At 70.7% G+C, this 21553-nt stretch carries 20 protein-coding genes and 2 riboswitches; of the genes, 7 read left to right on the plus strand and 13 right to left on the minus strand.

All coding sequences use genetic code 11. The features are described 5' to 3' along the window. Window positions 1-16: 16 nt before the first annotated feature. The 6 genes from ABH937_RS20350 to ABH937_RS20375 form a co-directional block, all read right to left on the minus strand. On the minus strand, window positions 17-1135 hold the full coding sequence (locus ABH937_RS20350; protein WP_280686961.1) for a hypothetical protein: 1119 nt from the start codon (window positions 1133-1135) through the stop codon (window positions 17-19). Window positions 1136-1155: 20 nt separating this feature from the next. Then, window positions 1156-2196, minus strand: a complete 1041-nt coding sequence (locus tag ABH937_RS20355; protein WP_370219015.1) for an NlpC/P60 family protein — start codon at window positions 2194-2196, stop codon at window positions 1156-1158. A gap of 211 nt (window positions 2197-2407) precedes the next feature. After that, a complete protein-coding gene (locus ABH937_RS20360; protein WP_280686959.1) occupies window positions 2408-3541 on the minus strand; it encodes an NlpC/P60 family protein in 1134 nt (377 codons plus the stop codon). A 6-nt stretch (window positions 3542-3547) separates the two neighbouring features. Then, window positions 3548-3696: riboswitch (cyclic di-AMP (ydaO/yuaA leader) on the minus strand. A 286-nt stretch (window positions 3697-3982) separates the two neighbouring features. Continuing rightward, on the minus strand, window positions 3983-5020 hold the full coding sequence (locus tag ABH937_RS20365; protein WP_280686958.1) for a C40 family peptidase: 1038 nt from the start codon (window positions 5018-5020) through the stop codon (window positions 3983-3985). A gap of 165 nt (window positions 5021-5185) precedes the next feature. Further along, a complete protein-coding gene (locus ABH937_RS20370) occupies window positions 5186-6565 on the minus strand; it encodes an NYN domain-containing protein (RefSeq protein ID WP_370219053.1) in 1380 nt (459 codons plus the stop codon). A gap of 263 nt (window positions 6566-6828) precedes the next feature. Then, window positions 6829-7110, minus strand: coding sequence for a hypothetical protein (locus tag ABH937_RS20375; protein WP_280686957.1), 282 nt, complete (start codon window positions 7108-7110; stop codon window positions 6829-6831). A gap of 200 nt (window positions 7111-7310) precedes the next feature. Here ABH937_RS20375 and ABH937_RS20380 point away from each other — a divergent pair, with 200 nt between their 5' ends. Together ABH937_RS20380 and ABH937_RS20385 are read left to right on the plus strand one after the other, a co-directional pair. Next, entirely contained in the window at window positions 7311-8087 is a 777-nt protein-coding gene (locus ABH937_RS20380) for a rhomboid family intramembrane serine protease (protein WP_370219016.1), read from the plus strand. Then, the gene (locus ABH937_RS20385; RefSeq protein ID WP_280686955.1) at window positions 8084-8365 is read left to right on the plus strand and encodes an Lrp/AsnC ligand binding domain-containing protein; all 282 of its coding nucleotides are present in this window, start codon (window positions 8084-8086) and stop codon (window positions 8363-8365) included. The genes ABH937_RS20380 and ABH937_RS20385 overlap by 4 nt, the downstream gene beginning before the upstream one ends. A gap of 5 nt (window positions 8366-8370) precedes the next feature. Here the strand turns inward: ABH937_RS20385 and ABH937_RS20390 are convergent, their stop codons facing one another. The 3 genes from ABH937_RS20390 to ABH937_RS20400 all read right to left on the minus strand — a co-directional run bounded on the left by ABH937_RS20390 (window position 8371) and on the right by ABH937_RS20400 (window position 11708). Further along, window positions 8371-9744, minus strand: a complete 1374-nt coding sequence (locus tag ABH937_RS20390; protein WP_280686954.1) for an aminotransferase class V-fold PLP-dependent enzyme — start codon at window positions 9742-9744, stop codon at window positions 8371-8373. Window positions 9745-9796: 52 nt separating this feature from the next. Next, window positions 9797-9916, minus strand: a riboswitch (SAM riboswitch). Between the two features lie 149 nt (window positions 9917-10065). Continuing rightward, window positions 10066-11139, minus strand: coding sequence for an anthranilate phosphoribosyltransferase (trpD, locus tag ABH937_RS20395; RefSeq protein WP_280686953.1), 1074 nt, complete (start codon window positions 11137-11139; stop codon window positions 10066-10068). A gap of 143 nt (window positions 11140-11282) precedes the next feature. Next, window positions 11283-11708, minus strand: coding sequence for a hypothetical protein (locus tag ABH937_RS20400; protein ID WP_280686952.1), 426 nt, complete (start codon window positions 11706-11708; stop codon window positions 11283-11285). A gap of 420 nt (window positions 11709-12128) precedes the next feature. Between ABH937_RS20400 and ABH937_RS20405 the strand changes: the two genes are divergently transcribed. The 5 genes from ABH937_RS20405 (at window position 12129) to ABH937_RS20425 (ending at window position 16950) form a co-directional block, all read left to right on the plus strand. After that, entirely contained in the window at window positions 12129-12749 is a 621-nt protein-coding gene (locus tag ABH937_RS20405; protein WP_280686951.1) for a heme-copper oxidase subunit III, read from the plus strand. 146 nt (window positions 12750-12895) lie between these two features. Beyond that, entirely contained in the window at window positions 12896-13705 is an 810-nt protein-coding gene (locus ABH937_RS20410) for a c-type cytochrome (protein WP_280686950.1), read from the plus strand. Then, a complete protein-coding gene (locus ABH937_RS20415) occupies window positions 13702-14790 on the plus strand; it encodes a Rieske 2Fe-2S domain-containing protein (protein WP_370146042.1) in 1089 nt (362 codons plus the stop codon). The genes ABH937_RS20410 and ABH937_RS20415 overlap by 4 nt, the downstream gene beginning before the upstream one ends. After that, window positions 14787-16442, plus strand: coding sequence for a cytochrome bc complex cytochrome b subunit (locus ABH937_RS20420; protein WP_280686948.1), 1656 nt, complete (start codon window positions 14787-14789; stop codon window positions 16440-16442). Before ABH937_RS20415 ends, ABH937_RS20420 begins: the two co-directional genes overlap by 4 nt. A 130-nt stretch (window positions 16443-16572) precedes the next feature. Further along, window positions 16573-16950, plus strand: coding sequence for a GntR family transcriptional regulator (locus tag ABH937_RS20425; RefSeq protein ID WP_280686947.1), 378 nt, complete (start codon window positions 16573-16575; stop codon window positions 16948-16950). A 61-nt stretch (window positions 16951-17011) separates the two neighbouring features. Here ABH937_RS20425 and ABH937_RS20430 read toward each other — a convergent pair whose 3' ends face one another. The 4 genes from ABH937_RS20430 to coxB form a co-directional block, all read right to left on the minus strand. Continuing rightward, the gene (locus ABH937_RS20430) at window positions 17012-18298 is read right to left on the minus strand and encodes an Ig-like domain-containing protein (protein ID WP_280686946.1); all 1287 of its coding nucleotides are present in this window, start codon (window positions 18296-18298) and stop codon (window positions 17012-17014) included. A gap of 154 nt (window positions 18299-18452) precedes the next feature. After that, window positions 18453-18869, minus strand: a complete 417-nt coding sequence (locus tag ABH937_RS20435; protein WP_280686945.1) for a cytochrome c oxidase subunit 4 — start codon at window positions 18867-18869, stop codon at window positions 18453-18455. Then, a complete protein-coding gene (gene ctaD, locus ABH937_RS20440; RefSeq protein ID WP_280686944.1) occupies window positions 18869-20656 on the minus strand; it encodes a cytochrome c oxidase subunit I in 1788 nt (595 codons plus the stop codon). The genes ABH937_RS20435 and ctaD overlap by 1 nt, the downstream gene beginning before the upstream one ends. Continuing rightward, a complete protein-coding gene (gene coxB / locus ABH937_RS20445; RefSeq protein ID WP_280686943.1) occupies window positions 20653-21504 on the minus strand; it encodes a cytochrome c oxidase subunit II in 852 nt (283 codons plus the stop codon). The genes ctaD and coxB overlap by 4 nt, the downstream gene beginning before the upstream one ends. Between the last annotated feature and the right edge of the window lie 49 nt (window positions 21505-21553).

Below are 21553 nucleotides of genomic sequence, written 5' to 3' on the forward strand. Positions count from 1 at the left end.
AGGTAGCTGCGAGCCCTCAAGTCCCGGGCCCGAGCCGGCGGACCACCTCGGCGATCCACCGCCTGGTGAACTCCGCCAGCCCGTAGCCGAGCCGCTCGCCGAGGATCCGGTCCAGCTGCCGCTCCCGGCCCGCGCCGGGGCCGGCCGCGCCGAGCGACCGGTAGACGTCGACCAGGGCCCGCTGCCCGTGCTCGGCCGCGATCAGCGAGCAGGCCAGCCAGGAGAGTTCGTAGGCCTGGGCGATCCCGCCGGAGCCGGCCTGGAAGTCGGCGTCGGCGGGCAGCGCGGTCGGCAGCCTGCCGGCCGCCACGTCCGAGGTCAGCTCGGGGGCGATCTGCCGGGCGCTGCGGCCGGTGTTCAGGTACCCGGTGTAGTCGGCCACGCCCTCGGAGAGCCAGAGCGGGGTCCACGGATGGGTGTCGGCCCGGGTGGCGACGTGGGTGGACTCGTGGGTGATCACCACGTGCTTGCCGAACTCGCTGAGCCGGTGGTACGCGTCGGGGTTGACCAGCACCCGGTCGGCGGGCGTGTGCACCGGCGCGCCCGCGGCGGCGACGGTGACCGCGGCTATGTCCGAGTAGCTGCTCGGGTCGACCCCGAGCAGCTGGGTGAACTGGGCCTCGGTGGTCGGCAACTGGAGCACCAGCCGGCCGGCCCACCCGCTGCCCCAGACCGCGCTGACGGCGGGCACCGCCTGGTCCGCGATGGCGGCCAGCTCGGTCAATTGAGCGGCCGCGGCCGGCCCGAGCACCAGGCAGTGCGTCCCGCGCACCGGCGTCGGGTCGCCCAGGTCCCACGGCGCCGCCGGGCTGCCCGGGGCGGCGCCCTCGCCGCTCACCGCTCCGCCGGCCAGGGTGAGCCGCCGGTTCAGCACCGCCGGGTAGTCGTCGAAGCCGGCCAGCCGGTAGGAGAGTTCGGCGGTCACCGTCCGCGCGTCCCAGGAGGTCGGGCGGTAGTCCAGCTGGGCCGGCCGCAGCGCGGCCAGCTCACCGGTGCGCAGCGCCTGGGCGTGCGCGGCCAGCAGCGCCGTCGGCGGGCCGGACGGCGCCGCGACCGCCCGCCCCGGCAGCGCCCGGGGCAACGAGAGCTGGACGAGCCCGCCGGCCGCCAGCAGCAACGCGGTACGCCGGGGCACGCTCGTCCCGTCGTCGGTACTCAGACCCGCACCACCGTCGCCACCGGCATCGCCGCGACGTTCTCGTAGCGCACCCGGGCTCCGGGGTAGGGGGCGTGGATCACCGTGCCACCGCCGACGTACATGCCGACGTGGTGCATGTCGTGAAAGAAGATCACCAGGTCTCCCGGTCGCGCCTCGGCCAGGCTGATCCGCTGCCCCCCGAACGCCTGTGCCTGCGAGGTGCGAGGCAGGCTCACTCCCGCCTGCTGCCAGCTCCAGTACATCAGACCCGAACAGTCGAAACTGCCGGGCCCGGTGGATCCGTACACGTAAGGGGAGCCGAGCTTGCTCAGCGCCGCGGCCACCGCGAGCGCGGCCCGGTCCGAGGCGGGCGGCTGGTTGCCCAGGTCCACCCGCTCGGCGCCGCGGGCGGCCCGCTCGTTCGCCTCCCGGGCGTCCTGCGCGGCCAGCTGGGTCCGCTCGGCGGCGGAGAGGCTGTCGAGCAGCGCCTGGGCGCTCTTCAGCCGCTGCTGGACCTGCTGCTTGCTCTGCGCCAGCGTGCTGCGCACCGTCTCCAGCTCGGCCAGCTTGGCGCTCGCCTCGCTGCGCCGCTGGTCGAGCCGGCGCTGCTGCTCCAGCACCTCGTGCAGCGAGGCGGCCTGCTGCCGGCCCGCCTCGGCCAGGCTGCGCGCCTTGATCAGGTAGCCCGCGGGGTCGCTGGAGAGCATCAGTTGAACGGCCGGGTCCATCCCGCCCGAGCGGTACTCGGCGGCCGCGACGGTGGCCAGCACCGAGCGCATCCGGTTGAGCGTGTCCTGGCCCTGCGCCACCTGCGCTTGCAGGGCGCTGGTCTCGGCCTGCAGGCGCTTGGCGTCCTCCTCCGCCGCGTTGGACTTCTCCGAGGCCTGCTCGGCCTCGGTGTAGAGCTGGTCGACCTGCGCCTTGACGTCGTTCTTGTCCGGCCCGGCCGGTGCGCCCTGGGCGCTGGCCGTCATCGCCAGCGCGGTGGTCGCGGCAGCGGTGACCGCCAGCACCCGGGCGAACCGGCGCGCGGTACCCGACGGGGGTGTAATCGCCATCGTCTGACGACTCCAATCGCCGTGAGAGCTCGGGGAGAGCCCTCGGAGGAGCTGAGGTCCGAGCGCAGACGTTAGCGAGTCGGGACGGATGAGTCCAAACTCCTGCCAATACGAATATTTGATCCACAATCGGACAGCAGAACGGCGAAGGCCCGGTCTCCGCACGGGAGACCGGGCCTGGGTGACGCTTCGCCAGGGGCGTCGGGGGGTGTCAGGGGCGGATGATCGCCTCGACCCCACCCATGTTGGCGACCGACTCGTACTTGACGTTCTCACCGGTGCGCGGCGCGTGGATCATCGTGCCACCACCGACGTACATGCCGACGTGGTCATAGTTGTTGAAGATGAGCAGGTCGCCCGGCTGCGCGTTGGCGATGTTGGTGCCCTCGTTGGTGCCGATCGCGGCCTGCTGCTGGGAGGTGCGCGGCAGCGAGACACCGGCCTGCGCGTAAGCCCACTGCATCAGACCCGAGCAGTCGAACTCGGAGGGACCCGTCGAACCGAAATGGTACGGGTCGCCGAGCCTGCTCTCGGCGGCGGCGATCGCGGCGGCGGCGGCCGAGTTGCCGGTGGTCGGCGCGGCCGGCGGCGTCGTGGTGCTGCCGAGGTCGGTGCGGGACGAGCCGCGCGAGGCGGCGCTCTGCGACTGCGCCGCAGCGGCGGCCTGTGCCTGCGCCTGCGCCTGCTGGGCGGCGGCCTTCGCCTGCGCGTCGGCCTGCGCCTGCTGGGCGGCCATCTGCTGGCGCTGCTGCTCGGTGAGCGTGTTGAGCAGGTTCTGGGCCTGCTGCAGCTTGGCCTGGACGGTGTCCTTGGCGGACTTCAGCTGCTGGGTGGTGGCATCCAACGCGGTGAGCTTGCTCTGCGTCTCGGCCTTGCTCTGGTCGAGCACCGTCTGCTCGCTCCGCAGCTCCTTCAGCGTCTCCGCCTGGGTGGTGTTCAGCTGGTTGAGCGCGCTGGCCTGGCCGAGGAAGCTGTCCGGGTGGGACGAGAGCATCATCTGCACGGTCGGCGATATGCCGTTGTTGGCGTACTGGTCGGCGGCCACCGAGGCCAGCCCCGCCTGCAGGTTGGTCACCTGGTCCTGCTGCCGCGCCACCTGGTCCTGCAGGTCGCCGACCTGCTTCTGCAGCGTCTGCTGCTGGGCCTGGGCGCCGTCGTACTGCTGGGTGGCCTGCTCCGCCTGGTTGTTCAGGTCGTCGACCTGGGACTTGACCTGGTCGAGCGAGGGCGCCGGGTCGGCGTGCGCCGCGCCCTGCGAGGAGAGCGCCACGGCGGTGGCGGCAGCGGCGGTCAGAATCGACGCGCGGGTACGGCCAACGGGCTTGGGACGACGATGGGACGCCACGAATCCTTCTTCCCTCGGACCGCCTACCGGGTGAGCTGACGGGTTCGGGCTGGAAGACTTGCCCTACGACGCCTCACCGGCCCACGGCCGACCTGGCGCCGATTCACCCCGGAGGAACGTGGTTCCCCGGCTCCGGTCCACAGCTCCCCCGCAGGGGTTCCCCGTCGGACAGTCAACTGCCCGTGCTGCTTTCCAGACTCGGCGGTAACCCGCGCCGCCACCCGGGTCGGGTGATCACCATCGCGTGGGTCTGGTTGCCGACCCTAGTAACAAATCTGTGATCCGTTCAAATCCTTGTCAGAAAAACTCGGCAACTTTGACTCTGGGTGCTATGCAGATCACCAACAGGTGATCAAGTAGCGTGCGAACAAGTGTCCCCCGTCACACCTGGCGGGTGACGGGGGATCAGGAGCGCGGCGTGCGCGGCGGAGCGACGGCGGGTCAGACCCGGCGAATGATGTAGGACTCGCCCATCGTGCTGACGCTGGCGATCCGCACCACGTCACCGGTGTGCGGCGCGTGCACCATGTTGCCGCCGCCGATGTACATGCCCACGTGGTGCCGGTCGCCGCCGAAGATCACCAGGTCGCCCGGCTGGGCGTCGGCCAGGCTGGGCACCCCGGTGCCCACCGTGGCCTGCTCCTGCGAGGTGCGCGGCAGCGAGACGCCGGCCTGCTCGTAAGCCCACTGCATCAGACCCGAGCAGTCGAAGGTGGTCTGGCCGGTGGCACCCCAGACGTAGGAGTCGCCCAGGCGGGTGAGCGCCGCCTGCACGGCCTGGCCCGCGTAGCCGGAGGCCGGCGGCAGGTTGAGCGTGCTGAGCTGGGCCCGGGCGCTGCCGCGCGAGGCGGCCGCCTGCTGGGCGGCCAGCTGGGCGCGCTGCGAGGCGCTCAGCGAGTTGAGCAGCTTCTGCGCGGCGGCCAGCTTGGCCTGCACGTCCGACTTGGCCTGGTTCAGCTGCGCGGTGGCCGAATCCAACTGGGCCAGCGTGTCGGCGGCTTCCTTCTTGATCTGGTCGAGGTTGCGCTCCTCGCCCTGCAGCGACTTCAGCGCGTCCGCCTCGGTGCTGGTCGCCACCTGCATGCTGGAGGCCTGGTCAAGATAGGTGCCCGGGTGGGAGTTCAGCATCAGTTGGACCGACGGGTCGATCCCGCCGTCGCGGTACTGCTGCCCGGCCACGGCGGCGAGGCCGCCCTGCAGCTGGGTCACCTGGTCCTGGGTGCGGGCCACCTCGTCCTGCAGCTGGGAAGCCTGCTGGCGCAGCTGGTCACCGCGCTCCTTCGCGCCGTCGTACTGCTCGGCCGCGGCCTCCTGCTGGTTGTTCAGCGCATCGATCTGCGCCTTGACCTGGTCGACCGTGGGCGCCGGGTCGGCCCAGGCCCCGCTCTGCGAGGAGATCGCGACCGCGGTCGCCGCAGCGGCGGTGAGCACGGTGATCCGCGCGCGGCTCGACTGCTTGGGACGGCGGTGGGACGCCAAGGGACTGCTCCTTCTTCTACCGGGTCACCCGATCGGGTGAGTGACCGGAAAAATAGGTTTGACGCCAGACCCTAGTGAACATCAGATCCCTGCGCCACTCCCCCACCCCCACGAACTCACGGTCCAGGCCAGGTGTTCACCGGGTCTTCACCAGCTGAGCGCTGGTCAGCTGCGGGCCAGCCGGTTCAGCAGCAACACCGAGGCGACCGGGCGCGCGCCCGCCTTGCGCACGCCGTCGGCCACCTCCCGGTCGGCCGAGACCACCACCACCGGCCGGCCCTGCGGCTCGGCCCGCACCAGCTGGCGGATCAGCTCGTCCGCGGTCTGCCCGGTCCTGCTGAACCGCACCCGCACCCCGCGCGGTGGCGCCATGATCACCGGCACGTCCAGGTCCTGCCCGTCGAAGACACAGGTCACCTCGGCCTGGGTGCGCTGCGCGAGCATCGCCAGCCCGCCCAGCAGCCGCAGCCGCTGCTGCTCCAACGGCAGCGTCGGGTAACCGGTCTTGGTCACGTTGTAGCCGTCCACCACCAGGTGGACCTGCGGGATCGCCAGCAGCTGGTCGAGCAGCGCCGGGTCGTCCTCGGCCAGCCCGCGCCGGGCCACGTCGTGCGGCGAGGCGGAGCCCGGGACGACCGCGTCCACCAGGTCGGCCGGGTGCAGCTGGGTGACCGGCAGCGCCAGCTCGCGCTGCAGGCCCTGGGCGGACTGCAGCACGGTGTCGAGCAGCAGCCGCAACCGCATGTCCTCCACGCTGCGTCCCTCGCGGGCCGAGCGGCGCCCGGCCTCCAGGGCGGTCTCCAGCTCGGCCACCCGGTGCTTCAGCCGCCGGTTCTCGCTCTCGGCGGCGCCGCGCTCGACGGCGGCGGCAGCGGCGGCGGAGGTCAGTTCGGCCTGCACCTTGCGGGTCTCGGCCTGGGCCCGGCGGGTGTCGCTCTCCAGCCCGCGGAGCTTCTTGCGCAGCGTCTCCAGCTCCTTGCGGGTGCCCTCGGCCTCCGCGCGCTGGCGGTCCAGGTCGGCGCGGGCGGCGGTGCGGGTGGCGGTCAGCTCCTCCTGGAGCTTCTCCACCAGTCGGGCCGCCTCGGCGGCTGCGTCCTCGGCGCCGGCCCGCTCGACCTGCTCGCCGGCCTCGGCGACCAGCCGGGTCCAGCCACGGCTGCGCAACAGGTAGGCGGCGGCGGCCACATCCAGGGGCTCGGCCGCGCCCGGGACCTGGCCCGCCTCCAGTGCCTTCACCAGGTCGGGCTGGCCCAGCCGCAGCCGGTCAGCTATCCGCAGGCGGAAGACCGGCTCGGCCTCCAGGGCGGCGGCCAGCGCGGTGCCGGCGTACTTGGCCCGCCGGGCGGGGGTGAACTTGGCGTACGGGCGCAGCGAGGGCGGCAGGTCGGCGGGCGGCAGGCCGCCGAGCGCGTCGGCGGCCAGGCCCACCACGCGCCGGCGCACACCCTCGGGCAGCGGGCGGTCCAGCTGCTCGGCGGGCTGCTCGTCCTCGACCGACGCCTGGACCGACGACTGGACCGACGCCTCGGCCGACGGCTCGACCACCTGCTCGCCGGCCGGGCCGACGGCTGCGGCCGGGTCCACAGCGCCGTCGGCGGACGTCGCGGACGCGACCGGCTCGCCGGCAGCGGGCAGCGGCCCCTGCGGCTCGGCGGCCTGGCTGGCTGCGTCCATCGCGTCCTCGGCTCCGATCATGATCTGCGCGGTCGCCCGGCCCAGGGCCGTGGCGCCTCGACTCACCACCCGGTGACTCTCACCGCTCGATGCAATTGTCGCGTGCGCGGCGACTGTTTTTCAGCAGCGCCCGCTCAGCCGGCCTGCCCGGCCCCGTCCCCGGCGGGCGCCGCGTCGGGCTCCTCGGCGTCCGGGCGAGCCACCAGCTCGACCTGGTCGACCGCGTTGCACCAGCGGCAGCGGATCGACTCCAGCGTCTCGCTGAGCACCTCGGTCTCCTCCACCTTGGGCTCACCGGCCAGGTCCAGGTGCAGGTACTCGACCACGCGGGAGGACCGGGTCACATCGAACCGGGTCAGGTTGCCGCAGAGCGTGCAGCGCCAACGGGTCTCGGCGGTGGGCACGGGGACGGGCATGAGCGAGGTCCTCTCGGCTGGTACCTGGTCCGGGCCGACGTGCCGGCCAGGTCTCAAGCCTAGGGCCTCCTGCTGAGACGGCGGGCACCGGATACCGGTTCCCACCAGCACCGCGGCCCGCTCGAACGCCTGCTCGCCCGCTCACCCGCTCGCCGTACACCGCGGTGTCACGAGCGCGCCGGCGCGGAATGGATCCGGCCATGGCAGACCAGCGCCACGACGGGCCGACCCCGCTCGTCAGCTATCTCCTGATCGCGCTCAACTGCCTGGTGTTCCTGGCCGGCCCGAGCGGGATCAACCCCGGCTACGGCTCGACCGCGCCGGCGCGCGCCTGCGCCGCCCAGCACTACCAGCAGCGGTGGGGCGCGATCCCCGCCGAGCTGCTGAGCAACCGTCCGCTGACCTCCGCTCAGCTGGCCGGCCTCCCCGCACCGCTGCCCGGCTGCCCGCTGCTCGCCACCCCGCACAAGGTGCCGGCCCTCTCCGCGCTCAGCTCGCTCTTCGTGCACGGCGGCTGGCTGCACCTGCTGGGCAACATGCTCTTCCTCTATGTCTTCGGCGCGGGCGTCGAGGAGCGGCTGGGCCGGCTGCGCTTCCTCCTCTTCTATCTGGCCGTCGGCGTGCTGGCCGGGTACGGCTACGCGGCCGTCGGCGGGCACGGCCCCGAGTCGCTGCGCCCGCTGGTCGGCGCCTCGGGGGCGATCGCCGGGGTGCTCGGCGGCTATCTGCGGCTCTATCCACGGGCCCGGGTGACCACGCTGGTCCCGGCGCTGCTCTTCCTGCCGCTGCGGCTGCCGGCCTGGCTGGTGCTCGGCCTCTGGTTCGGCGTGCAGTGGTGGTCGCTGCGCCAGGCCGGCAGCGGGGTCGCCTACCTGGCCCATGTGATCGGCTTCAGTGCCGGCTTCCTGGCCTTGTGGGTGGCGGCCCGACGCGCCGGATACGCTGGCCCCACCCTCGACCCAGGAGTCCAGCCGTGATCACCGCCATCGTGCTCGTCAAGACCAGCGTCGACCAGATCCCGGAGATCGCCGAGGCCATCGCCGCGATCGACGGGGTGAGCGAGGTCTACTCGGTGACCGGCGGGTACGACCTGGTCGCCATGGTGCGGGTGCGCCGCCACGACGACCTGGCCGAGGTGATCCCCGGCCGGCTCAACAAGGTGCCGGGGGTCGCCCACACCGAGACCCAGATCGCCTTCCGGACGTACTCGCAGCACGACCTGGAGGCCGCCTTCGCGCTCGGCCTGGACGGCTGACAGCTCTAACGTCGAGTGTCGGCCACGCAACGGCCGCCTTCGTTGCGGTAGTTCCACCGCGCGCCGTCGCTGACCAGCTCGCGCACCGCCGCCAGGAAGCGGTCGAGGTGCTCCTCGGGTGTCCCCGCCCCGAAGCTGACCCGGATCGCGTTCAGGCTGCGCTCCCCCGGCAGCGAGGCGTCGGGCGCGCCGCACGCCGAGGAGGGGGCGGGCGCGTCCGACCCCAGCAGCGTGCGCACCAGCGGGTGCGCGCAGAACAGCCCGTCGCGCACCCCGATGCCGTACTCGGCCGAGAGCGCCGCCGAGAAGTGCGAGCTGTTCCAGCCCCGGACCACGAACGAGAGCACCCCGACCCGGGCCGCCCGGGCACCGAACAGGCTGAGCACCCTGACCTCGGGGATCTCGGCCAGACCCGCCGTCAGCCGGTCGATCAGGTACTGCTCGCGGGCCTCCAGGGCTTCGAAGCCGGCCTCGGTCAGCGCCCGGCAGGCCGCGGCGATGGCGTAGGCGCCGATCACGTTCGGCGAACCGGCCTCGTGCCGGGCCGGACCCTGGTGCCACTCGACCGCCACCGAGCCGTCCGCCTCCCGCGCCACCGTGCGCGAGGCGCCGCCGCCGGCCAGGTAGGGCTCGGCCGCGTCCAGCCAGTCGGCGCGCCCGGCCAGCACGCCCGCGCCGAACGGGGCGTAGAGCTTGTGGCCGGAGAACGCGACCCAGTCCACCGCCAGCTCGCGCACCGAGACCCGGTGGTGCGGGGCCAACTGCGCGGCGTCCAGCACCACTCGGGCACCGTACCGGTGGGCGACCCGGGTCAGTTCGGCCACCGGCCACAGCTCGCCGGTGACGTTGGAGGCGCCGGTGACGCAGAGCAGCCGCGGCCCGGCCCCGTGCCGCGCGACGCAGACCGCGAGCGCCTCGTCCAGTGCGGCCACCGCCTCCTCGGGCGAGCTCGGCGCCCGCAGGTAGCCGACCGGGAATCCGGCCTGGGCCCAGGGCAGCAGCGAGGCGTGGTGCTCGGTCTCGAAGGCGAACACCCGGGTGCCCGCCGGCAGTGCGCCCGCCAGCAGGTTGAGCGAGTCGGTGGTGGCCCGGGTGAAGACCACCTGGTCGTCCTCCCGCAGGTCGAGGAAGTCGGCGACGGTGCGCCGGCTCTGCTCGAACAGGTCGGTGGAGAGCTGCGAGAGGTAGCCGGCGCCGCGGTGCACGCTGCCGTAGTACGGGGCGTACGCGGCCACCTCGTCCCAGACCCGCTGCAGGGCCGGAGCGCTGGCCGCGTAGTCGAGCGCGGCGTAACCGACCCTCGCACCGGAGACCAGCGGGACCTGCACATCGGCACCGAGCACGGCGAGGGGGGCGCAGAGGTCAACGGAAGTGGACATACGGATGCACTCCTTCGAGGGTCAGGACCCCGGGAGTGCGAAAGATGCCGGTGGTCCGCGCTTGCCGTGCGGACCTGTCGCCGCCTGGCCTGGTCTTCACCCAGGGCACCCCGCCACGGACGGAGGGTTGCCGGACAGCAAGCTGGGGCTTGTCGCGCTGTCACTCATGACCTGGCGAAGACTGTAGATCAGCGCCCGAAGCGTGGTCAAACACCGTTCCGCCATGCGGACAGCGTGGCCAGGGGCACCCTTGACCGTGCGGCGAACCGAAGGACCCGCGCACCTCAACGGCGCGCGGGTCCTTCGGTTGGTGACGTGCCGTCAGCGCCCGGTGGCCTCGGCCCAGCGCTTCAGGGTGTGCTGCGCCTCGCCGGAGTCGATCGCGGCGGCGGTGCGCACCATCGCGGCGGCCAGCTGCTCGACCAGCGGCGCCTCGGTCAACTCCAGCGCGACCAGTGCCGCCGCCGAGTTCAACACCACCGCGTCGCGCACCGCCCCGCGCTCCCCGGCCAGCACCCGCCGCGCCACCTCGGCGTTGTACTCGGCGTCGGCACCGCGCAGCGCCTCGATGCCGACCAGCTCGATCCCGAGTTCGCGCGGGTCGAGCACGGTCTCGGCGACCGTGCCCTGGCGCACCACCCAGACCCGCGAGGTGGTGCAGACGGTCAGCTCGTCCAGCCCGTCGTCACCGCGGAAGACCAGCGCGGTGGAGCCGCGCTCGGCCAGCACCCCGGCGATCAGGGCGGCCAGCCGGGTGTCGAAGCAGCCGACCGCATGCGCGGTGACGTGGGCGGGGTTGGTCAGCGGCCCGAGGATGTTGAAGGCGGTGGCCACTCCGAGGTCGCGGCGGGCCGGGGCGGCGTGCCGCATCGCGGGGTGGAACTTGGCCGCGAAACAGAAGGTCAGGCCGACCTCCTCGGCCACCTCGGCCACCCGCCGGGCGCTCAGGTCCAGCCGGATCCCCAGCCGCTCCAGGACGTCGGAGGAGCCGCTGGCCGAGGAGGCGGCCCGGTTGCCGTGCTTGACCACCTTGGCGCCGGCCGCCGCCGCGACGATGGCCGACATGGTGGAGATGTTGACGGTCTTGGCCCGGTCGCCGCCGGTGCCGACGATGTCCACCGCGGGCCCCGGGATGTGCAGCGGCTCGGCGTGCGCGTACATCGCCTCGACCAGCCCGGCGACCTCGGCCACCGTCTCGCCCTTGGCCCGCAGCGCCACCATGAAGCCGGCCACCTGCACCGGGCTGGCCTCGCCGCTCATGATCCGGTCCATCGCCCAGGCGGCGTCCGCCCGGGACAGGTCACCGCCGTCCAGCAGCGTGCTCAGCAGGTCGGGCCAGGTGCGGACCACCTGCGCGGGGTCCTGACCGCCGTTCGCAGGGTTCACATCCACCATGGCCTACTCCAGCTCGCATCCGGTGCTCGTTACAGAGGATGCGGCCAGCCTAGCGACCGGCGAAGGGCCGCCAGGCCATCCACGGCGACCCTTCTCTCCTGCTGAGACGGCCGCGCCGCCCGAGGGCGGCCCGGCGTCCAGGCTCAGCGCGTCAGGCTGCGCGCACCGAGCCGGGCCCGCAGCAGCTTGGCCACCGCCTCGGCGAGCGCGACCGGGTCCACCGGCTGGGAGATCGCGGCGTCCGCCCGGCTCCAGGCGGCCAGCCAGCTGTCCTGCGGCCGGCCGATCAGCACCAGCACCGGCGGGCAGCCGTAGATCTCGTCCTTCACCTGGCGGGCCAGCCCCAGGCCGCCGGCCGGCACCGCCTCGCCGTCCAGGACGCAGAGGTCCACCCCGCCCTTCTCCAACGCCTTGAGCACCGCCGGCACGGTGGCGCACTCCAGGTAGTCGACCTCCGGCAGGTCGGCGGCCGGCCGGCTGCCGAGCGCCGAGGTGACCTGCGCCCGGGTGTTGCGGTCATCGCTGTAAACGAGAACGGTGAGCGTCTCGTCACTCGTGTGCGTCGCCATCGACCTGCTCCCATGTGATCCAGACCACGTCCAGCACGGTGGATGCTACTCCCGATCACCGGCCGTGGAGGGCGACTGGCGGGATCTCTTCCGGATCGGCTCCGGTCCGAAGATCACCCCGGCGACTGCCGGGCCATCACCCGAGCGGGCGAGGACCCGTCACCCTCGGCGGTACAGTCCACCCGGACGGCCCAGAGCGGTACCGCACCCGCGCTCCGCCCACCGTCAGGACGCGCCGCGCGAAGGAGTGGTCAGGCCGGACGCGCCGTCAGAAAAGTCCCATCAGTGCGACGAAAGCCCTCGTCAACGAGCGCCCGCCGGGTACGCACGGCCCGTGGCGCAGCCATCCGGGCATACCGCACGCACCGGACACTCCGAGGGAGACCCCCCGGCGTGAAGACGGAATAAGGGACCGACATAATGTCGGTCGTGGCGACAGCAACAGCAGTAGAAACCGGGCACGCACATGGATCGGTCAACCGACCGAACATGACCAGCGTCGGAACCATCGTCTGGCTGAGTTCCGAGCTGATGTTCTTCGCGGCCCTCTTCGCGATGTACTTCACGGCACGTTCCGTGAAGGGGCCAGGCTTCTGGGCCGAGAAGGCACATGCCCTCAACGTCCCTTTCTCCTCCGTGAACACCACGATCCTGGTGCTCTCCTCGCTCACCTGCCAGCTCGGCGTCTTCGCCGCCGAGCGTGGTGACGTCAAGAAGCTCCGCTCGTGGTTCTCGCTCACCTTCGTGATGGGCGCGATCTTCATCGGCGGTCAGATCTACGAGTACACCAACCTGGTGAAGAAGGACGGCATCTCGCTCTCCTCCGACCCGTACGGTTCGGTGTTCTACCTGACCACCGGCTTCCACGGGCTCCACGTGACGGGCGGTCTGATCGCCTTCCTGCTGGTGCTGGGGCGGACGTACGCAGCCAAGCGGTTCACGCATGAGCAGGCCACCGCGGCGATCGTCGTGTCGTACTACTGGCACTTCGTCGACGTGGTCTGGATCGGCCTCTTCGCGACCATCTACCTGATCAAGTAACCGATCAGGTCGCTGGCCGCCGGCCGGGACCCGTATGCCCTCACCGGCGCCGGGTCCATTGCCCGTGCCCACGCCAGGCCGATGCCCCCACGGCACCGGGCCTCCACCAGCCGACCAGATCCTGATCCTGACACCGGGGTTATTCCGTGAAAAAGCTCTCCGCACGACGGCGCCACCCGCTGGCGGCGCTGGTCGTCCTACTCTTCGCCCTCGCGGCCACCGGGGGGCTGTATGGCATGTTCGCGCCCGCCGAGGCGGCCAAGGCCGACAGCTCCGCGCAGTCGCTCCAGATCGATGAGGGCAAGCGGCTCTTCGCCGTGGGCTGCTCCTCGTGCCACGGCCTGAACGGTCAGGGCAGCTCCACCGGCCCGAGCCTGGTGGGCGTGGGCTCCGCCGCGGTCGACTTCCAGGTCGGCACCGGCCGGATGCCCGCCCAGCAGCCGGGTGCGCAGGTCCTGAAGAAGCCGAACATCTACAGCCAGGACGACATCGACGCGATGGCCGCGTTCGTCGCCTCGTTGGGCCCCGGCCCGGTGACGCCGACCAAGGACCAGTACACGTCGACCGAGACCGACGCCATCTCCAAGGGCGGCGAGCTGTTCCGTACCAACTGCTCGCAGTGCCACAACTTCGCCGGCGCCGGCGGTGCCCTGACGCAGGGTAAGTTCGCGCCGTCGCTGGAGAACGTGGACCCGAAGCACATCTACGAGGCCATGCAGACCGGCCCGCAGAACATGCCCTCCTTCCCTGACAGCACCATGCCGGAGAAGCAGAAGCAGGAGATCGTGGCCTTCGTCCGCTACCAGGCGAACGAGGCGCCCAACCCCGGTGGTCTCTCGCTCGGCAGCCTCGGTCCGGTGACCGAGGGCCTGTTCGGCTGGATCTTCGGTCTCGGTGTCCTGATCGCCATCGCGATCTGGGTCGCCGCTCACACCACCAAGGCCAAGAAGTCATGAGCCACGACATGTCAGACGACAAGCTGCCGGCGAACCACGCCGAAGGGCACGGCGATGTAGCCGCTGCCGACAACCCGTTCGCGGACCCGGGCCTGCCGGCCCACGAGGTGCGCCGGACCGATATCGACGAGCGGGCCGCCAAGCGGGCCGAGCGCCAGGTGTCGCTGCTCTTCATCGTGTCGATGCTGGCCACGGTCGGCTTCATCGCCAGCTACGTGGCCATCGACCCGACGAGGATCGTCTACATCTTCCCGCTGGGCCACATCAGCGCGATGAACTTCGCGCTCGGTATGACCCTGGCCGTGGCGCTCTTCTGCATCGGCGCCGGCGCCGTGCACTGGGCGCGCACGCTGATGTCGGACGTCGAGCACCCGGCCGAGCGTCACCCCATCGAGGCTGACGACGAGGTCCGCGCGGACGTCATCGAGCAGTTCAAGACCGGTGCCGCCGAGTCCGCTTTCGGCCGCCGCAAGATGATCCGCAACACCCTGATCGGCTCGATGGCCCTGGTCCCGCTCTCCGGCGTGATGCTGCTGCGCGACCTCGGCCCGCTGCCCGAGAAGTCGCTGGACAGCACCGCGTGGTCCGAGGCCACGCCGAGCATGCCGATCCAGCTGATCAACATGAACACCAACGAGGCGATGAAGCCCGAGGACATCCAGGTCGGCTCGCTGACGTTCGCCAGGCCGGGTCCCTCGGCCCTGCGCCCCAACGGGCTGCAGGAGTCGGACGAGGACTTCCAGCAGCAGATCGCCAAGGACGCCCTGATGATCGTCCGGATCCAGCCGGAGGACATCAAGGACCCCAACTCGGCCGCGCTGGGCTTCCAGGGCGTGCTCGTCTACTCGAAGATCTGCACCCACGTCGGTTGCCCGATCTCGCTGTACGAGCAGCAGACCCACCACGCGCTCTGCCCCTGCCACCAGTCGACCTTCGACCTGGCGGACGGCGCTCGCGTCATCTTCGGCCCGGCCGGGCACCCGCTGCCCCAGCTGAAGATCTCCACTGACTCCCTGGGCTACCTGGTCGCCACCGGGGACTTCAGTCACCCCGTCGGCCCGAGCTTCTGGGAGCGCAGCCAATGAGTTCCGCGTCCACCGGCGGGAAGCAGGCCGCTCCGGCCAGCACCCGCGCCAAGCCCGCGAACAAGGCGGAAGCCGCCGCGGACTACCTGGACGGCCGGCTGGGGATCTACTCCCTGGCCAAGTCCAACCTGCGCAAGATCTTCCCGGACCACTGGTCCTTCATGCTCGGCGAGATCTGCCTCTACACCTTCATCATCATCATCCTGACCGGTGTCTACCTCACCCTGTTCTTCAAGCCGAGCATGGGCGAGGTCATCTACAACGGCTCGTACGCGCCGCTGAACGGCGTCCGGGTCTCGGAGGCCTACGCCTCGACGCTGAACATCAGCTTCGAGGTCCGCGGTGGTCTGCTGATCCGTCAGATCCACCACTGGGCGGCCATCGTCTTCGTCGCCGCGATGTTCGTGCACATGATGCGCGTCTTCTTCACCGGCGCGTTCCGCAAGCCCCGTGAGATCAACTGGGTCTTCGGCTTCCTGCTGCTCTTCCTGGGCTTCTTCGACGGCTTCCTCGGGTACTCGCTCCCCGACGACCTGCTCTCCGGTACCGGTATCCGGTTCATGGAGGGTGCCATCCTGGCCGTCCCGCTGGTCGGTACCTACCTGTCGTTCTTCCTGTTCGGCGGGCAGTTCCCGGGTACCGACATCGTGCCGCGGTTCTTCACGATCCACGTGCTGCTGATCCCCGGGATCATGCTCGGCCTGCTGGTCGCGCACCTGATCCTGGTCTTCTACCACAAGCACACCCAGTGGGCGGGCCCGGGCAAGACCGAGAAGAACGTGGTCGGCATGCCGCTCATGCCGGTCTACATGGCCAAGGCCGGCGGCTTCTTCTTCCTGGTCTTCGGCATCATCGCGGCGATGTCCGCGATCGCCTCGGTCAACCCGGTCTGGGCGTACGGCCCGTACCGGCCCGACCAGGTCTCCACCGACGCCCAGCCCGACTGGTACATGGGCTTCGCCGAGGGTCTGATCCGCGTCATGCCGGGTTGGGAGATCCGGGCCTGGGGCCACACCCTGAACCTGGGTGTCTTCATCCCGCTGGTGCTCTTCCCGCTGGTGCTCGTCGCGATCGCGGCCTACCCGTTCATCGAGAACTGGATCACCGGCGACAAGCGCGAGCACCACATCCTGGACCGTCCGCGCAACGCCCCGGTGCGCACCGGGCTCGGCGCCGCCTGGATCAGCCTCTACCTGGTGCTGCTCTCCGGCGGTGGCAACGACCTGATCGCCACCCACTTCCACCTGTCGCTGAACGACATCACCTACTTCGTCCGGGCGGGTTCGTTCATCGTCCCGGTGGTGGTCTTCTTCATCACCAAGCGCTGGTGCCTGGGGCTGCAGCGCCGCGACAAGGAGAAGGTGCTGCACGGCCGCGAGACCGGCGTCATCAAGCGCCTGCCGCACGGTGAGATGATCGAGGTGCACGCCCAGCTCCCGCAGGGGGCGCTGCACACGCTCACCTCGCACGAGCAGTACGAGCCGCTGGAGCTGCCCGCCGAGGTCGACGAGAACGGTGTCGCCCGCAAGGTCGGCCTGGTCACCAAGACCCGGGCCAAGCTCTCCGAGAGCATGTTCGGCGAGGGCAACCAGATCCCCAAGCCGACCGCCGAGGAGCACCAGGAGATCACCAGCGGCCACGGCCACCACTGATCCCCGGCTCCTGACATCGCGTCAGCCACCTGAGGGCCCCGTCCGGCACCGCCGGACGGGGCCCTTGGCATATGCGGGCACAATAGGTGACGCCCAGTCAGCCTGTGGAACGACCGAGGAGAACCGCCCCGTGCAGGTGAGCATCGACCACGCCGCCGCCACACCCCCGTACGAGCAGCTGCGCGGGCAGATCGCCGAGCAGGCCAGGACCGGCGAGCTGCCGGCCGGCCTACGGCTGCCGACCGTGCGGGCGCTGGCCGAGCAGCTCGGCCTGGCCGCGAACACGGTGGCCCGCGCCTACCGCGAGCTGGAGGCGGACGGGGTGGTGGAGACGCACGGCCGACGGGGCACCCTGGTGGCCGCCACCGGCGACACCGCGCACCGCTTGGCGGCCGGCGCGGCCGGCGAGTACGCGGCTCGGGCCCGGCGCCTGGGCGTCACACGAGACGAGGCCCTGGCGGCCGTGAGCGGCGCGCTGGACCTCGTCTACGGACCCGACCCCGGGTGATCGATCCCCCTGAGCTGCTGACGGCCGCACGGGCCGTCAGCAGCTCGGGCCCCGCAGGCGTTCAGACCTGCGGGCGCAGGGTGGCCGTGGCGGGAACGGCCACCGCCGGCGCCTGGGTGTTCACCGGCTTGCCCAGGGCACTGCCCTTCAGCCACTCGTCCCAGCTCAGGTTCCAGTCCCCGAAGCCGTTGCCGAACGGCTCCATGTCGTGCCCGTGGCTGTTCACCACCTGCACGATGTCACCCACCCGGGTGTGCTCGTAGAACCACTCGGCATTGTCGGTGCTCATCCCGGTGCAGCCGTGGCTGACGTTCTCCACGCCCTGCGAGGCCACCGACCAGGGCGCGGCGTGCACGTACTCGCCGCTCCAGGTGACCCGGGTGGCCCACTCGACCTTGAGGTCGTAGGCGTCCTTGCTGCCCTTGGCGATGCCGATGGTCTCGCTGCTCATCTGCACCACCCGCTCCTGGCCGAGCACCACCTTGATGCCGTTGCGCGTGTCGAAGCCGGGCTTGCCGGTGGTCACCGGCAAGGTGGTGACCACCTCGCCGTTGCGCTTGTAGGTGAGCTCGTCGCTGGCCGCGTCCACGATCGCCTCGACCTTGTCACCGGTCTTGAAGGCGACCGAGCCGGCCGCCCCGCCGTAGAGGCCGCCCTCGATCTGCTGCCCCTGCGGGTCGTAGACGAGCTTCACCGCGGCGTTGGCCGGCCAGTAGTCCTTCGGCCGGAAGTGCAGGTCCTTGTCGTCCACCCAGTACCAGGCGCCGGTCACCGCGGGCTCGGAGACCACGGTCAGTGCGCTCTCCACCTTCTGCCGGGCGGCCTGGTCCTTGACCTCCGCGGAGAGCTTCACGGTGAGCGGCTCACCGACGCCGTAGGTGTCCCGGCCGAGGTCGGGGCCCAGCTCGGCGGTGAGCAGCTGGTCGGCGGCCTTGGTGGTGAAGTCGTCGGTGTACTCGCCGCGCCCGCCGTGGTTGTCGGCGGCGGCGATCCGGGCGGCGTAGCGGGTGCCGGGCAGCAGCGGGACGGTGCTGTGCCAGCCGTGGCCGTCGGGATCCAGCGCGCCGGGCAGCTGCTTGCCGTCCGGGCCGGTCAGCATCACGTCGGTGATGTTGTCCCCGCTGGCGGCGGTCACCGTGAACGGCTTGCCGGGTTCGGCGACCGGCACCGACGAGGTGCGGACCAGGCGGGCGGCGTCCACCACCCGCGGTGGGCCGTTGCCGCTGCCGTGACCGCCGCCGGAGCAGGCCGCGAGCGGCCCGAGCACCAGCGGGGTCAGGACCAGCCAGGCGGATGCCCGCCGACCGGTCCCGGTCTTCCGTCCCCCTACCGCACATCTGCCGGCCACCGGAGCCTCCTGAGGGTTCGGATGATGCATCAGATGGTAGGAACATCACCGCATCTGGCGGCCCCCGACGCACGCCGCTGCGCCCGGCCGGGTGAACCACGAACGGGCAGGCCCCCTCCGAGGAGGGGGCCTGCCCGGTGCGGACGGGGGGAACCTACTGGTTCTGGTTCTCGCCGCGGTAGAACTCGAAGACCCAGCCGAACAGCCCGATCATGATGACCGGAGCGGCCCAGAACATCAGCCACCAGCCGAAGATGACGCTGCAGAAAGCCAGCGCGCCACCGAGGGCCAGGGAGAGCGGCTGCCAGCTGTGCGGGGCAAAGAAGCCCATCTCACCGGCGTCGTCGGAGACCTCGGCCTCGGGGTTGTCGCCCGCGCCCAGGTCCACCCGGCGGGCGGTGAAGCCCAGGTAGAAGGCGATGAAGGCGCACAGGCCAAAGGCCAGGAAGAGCGCGGTGGTACCGGCGGCCTCCGTGCCGTGCGAACTGTGCGTGGTCCAGACGCCGTAGACCACGGCCATGATCAGGATGAAGACGGCGAAGCCCGCGAAGATCTTGCCCTGCTCCTTCATCAGGCGTCGCCCTCCTTCTTGCCCTTGGTCTTGGTCAGCTCAGGCCGGTCGTACTCGGCCGGCACGACGCCCTCGAGGTGCTTGGCCAGGTGGCCGTGCAGCTCCAGGTAGTCGAGCGCGGCGATGTCCGGGTGGTGCAGGTCGAACGCCGGGGATTCGGAACGGATCCGGGGCAGGGTGAGGAAGTTGTGCCGCGGCGGCGGGCAGGAGGTCGCCCACTCCAGCGAACGGCCGTAGCCCCACGGGTCGTCGACCTCGACCTTCTCCCCGTACTTGGCGGTCTTCCAGACGTTGTAGAGGAACGGCAGGATCGACAGGCCGAGCAGGAAGGAGCCGATGGAGGAGACGGAGTTCAGCGTGGTGAAGCCGTCCGAGGGCAGGTACGAGGCGTAGCGGCGGGGCATGCCCTCGGCGCCGAGCCAGTGCTGCACCAGGAAGGTGGTGTGGAAGCCGATGAAGAGCGTCCAGAAGGTGATCTTGCCGAGGCGCTCGTCCAGCATCTTGCCGGTCATCTTCGGCCACCAGAAGTGGAAGCCGGCGAACATCGCGAAGACGACGGTGCCGAAGACCACGTAGTGGAAGTGCGCGACGACGAAGTACGAGTCCGAGACGTGGAAGTCGATCGGCGGGGAGGCGAGCAGCACACCGGTCAGACCACCGAAGAGGAAGGTGACCAGGAAGCCGATCGTCCAGAGCATCGGGGTCTCGAAGCTCAGCGAGCCCTTCCACATGGTGCCGACCCAGTTGAAGAACTTCACACCGGTCGGGACCGCGATCAGGAAGGTCATGAAGGAGAAGAACGGCAGCAGCACCTGTCCGGTGACGTACATGTGGTGCGCCCACACCGTCACGGAGAGGCCGGCGATGCCGATGGTGGCCGCGATCAGACCCGAGTAGCCGAACATCGGCTTGCGGGAGAAGACCGGGATGATCTCCGAGATGATGCCGAAGAACGGCAGCGCGATGATGTACACCTCGGGGTGGCCGAAGAACCAGAAGAGGTGTTGCCAGAGTAGGGCTCCACCGTTACCCGGGTCGAAGATATGGGCCCCGAATTTCCGGTCCACCTCCAGCGCGAAGAGCGCGGCGGCGAGCACCGGGAAGGCGAGCAGCACCAGCACCGAGGTGAGCAGGACGTTCCAGACGAAGATCGACATCCGGAACATCGTCATGCCCGGGGCGCGCATGCAGATGACGGTGGTGATGAAGTTGACCGCACCGAGGATGGTGCCGAAGCCCGAGAAGGCCAGACCCATGATCCACATGTCGGCGCCGACGCTGGGCGACCGGACCGCGTCCGACAGCGGCGAGTAGGCGAACCAGCCGAAGTCGGCCGCGCCCTGCGGAGTGAGGAAGCCACCGACCGCGATGGTCGAGCCGAACAGGTAGAGCCAGTACGCGAACATGTTCAGTCGCGGGAAGGCGACGTCGGGCGCACCGATCTGCAGCGGCATGATCCAGTTGGTGAAACCGGCGAACAACGGCGTCGCGAACATCAGCAGCATGATCGTGCCGTGCATCGTGAACGCCTGGTTGAACTGTTCGTTCGAGAGGATCTTGCCATCGGGCTGGGCCAGCTGGGCGCGCATGACGAGCGCCAGGATGCCACCGATCAGGAAGAACGCGAACGAGGTACCGAGGTACAGCGTGCCGATCGTCTTGTGGTCGGTGGTGGTCAGCCACTTGATGATGGTCGCGCCCGGCTTGCGGGTGCGCGGGGCCGCGCCGGCCCTCGCGGTGCCCCCAGGCGCCCCGCCGGCCGCGGCGGGCTCGTTGAGGATCGTCACTTCGTTTCACTTCCCATGCTCGTGATACCCGAAGGCACCGCGCCGGCCTGGCCGTTGGCCCGCAGCTGCTGCAGGTGGTTGATGTAGTCGTCGTGCGAGACGACCTTCACCTTGAAGAGCATCCGGGAGTGGTCCACACCGCAGAGTTCCGCACACTTGCCGTCGTACTCGCCGATCACCGTGGGGGTGACCTGGAACTTGTTGACCACGCCCGGCACGACGTCCATCTTCATCATGAAGTTGACGGGCCAGAAGTCGTGGATCACGTCACGGGAGGTGAGCTTGAACTCCACGCTCTCGTTGACGGGCAGCCAGAGCGTCGGGATCTGGTTCGGGGTGCCCACGTCGTACGCGGCGAGCTGGCTGTTGGGGTCCGGGGTCTCGGAGTTCTCGTAGTTGAACGCCCAGCTCCACTGGAAGCCGACCACGTTGACGACGTGCTGCGGCTTGTCGATCTGGGTCAGCTTCGCCTCGTCGCGGGCGACGAAGTAGAAGAGGACCGAGACGATGACGATGGGGACCGCGGTGTAGAGCGCCTCGATGGGCACGTTGTACCGGGTCTGCGGAGGGATCTGGATACCGGTACGGCTGCGCCGGTGGAAGATCACGCTCCAGATGATCAGACCCCACATCAGTACGCCGACCACCAGCGCCGCGATCCAGGACCCCTGCCACATCTGAAGGACGAGATGTCCAGTCGTGGTCACAGGGCTGGGGAGGCCAAGCCTGGGCAGGTCGTTGGCCGAGCAGCCGGTAGCGGTCGCGATGACGAGGCCCAGTGCCAGCGCCTGAGGCAGCTTCCGCCGCATCGTGCGCCGCGGCGAGCGGTCGGAGCCGTTGGGACTCACGTAGCGCCTTCCCGAAGTCTCGCCCGCGATCGCGCCGCCCCCGGGAGTA

Source organism: Kitasatospora sp. GAS1066B, assembly GCF_041262605.1.
Lineage (GTDB): Bacteria > Actinomycetota > Actinomycetes > Streptomycetales > Streptomycetaceae > Kitasatospora.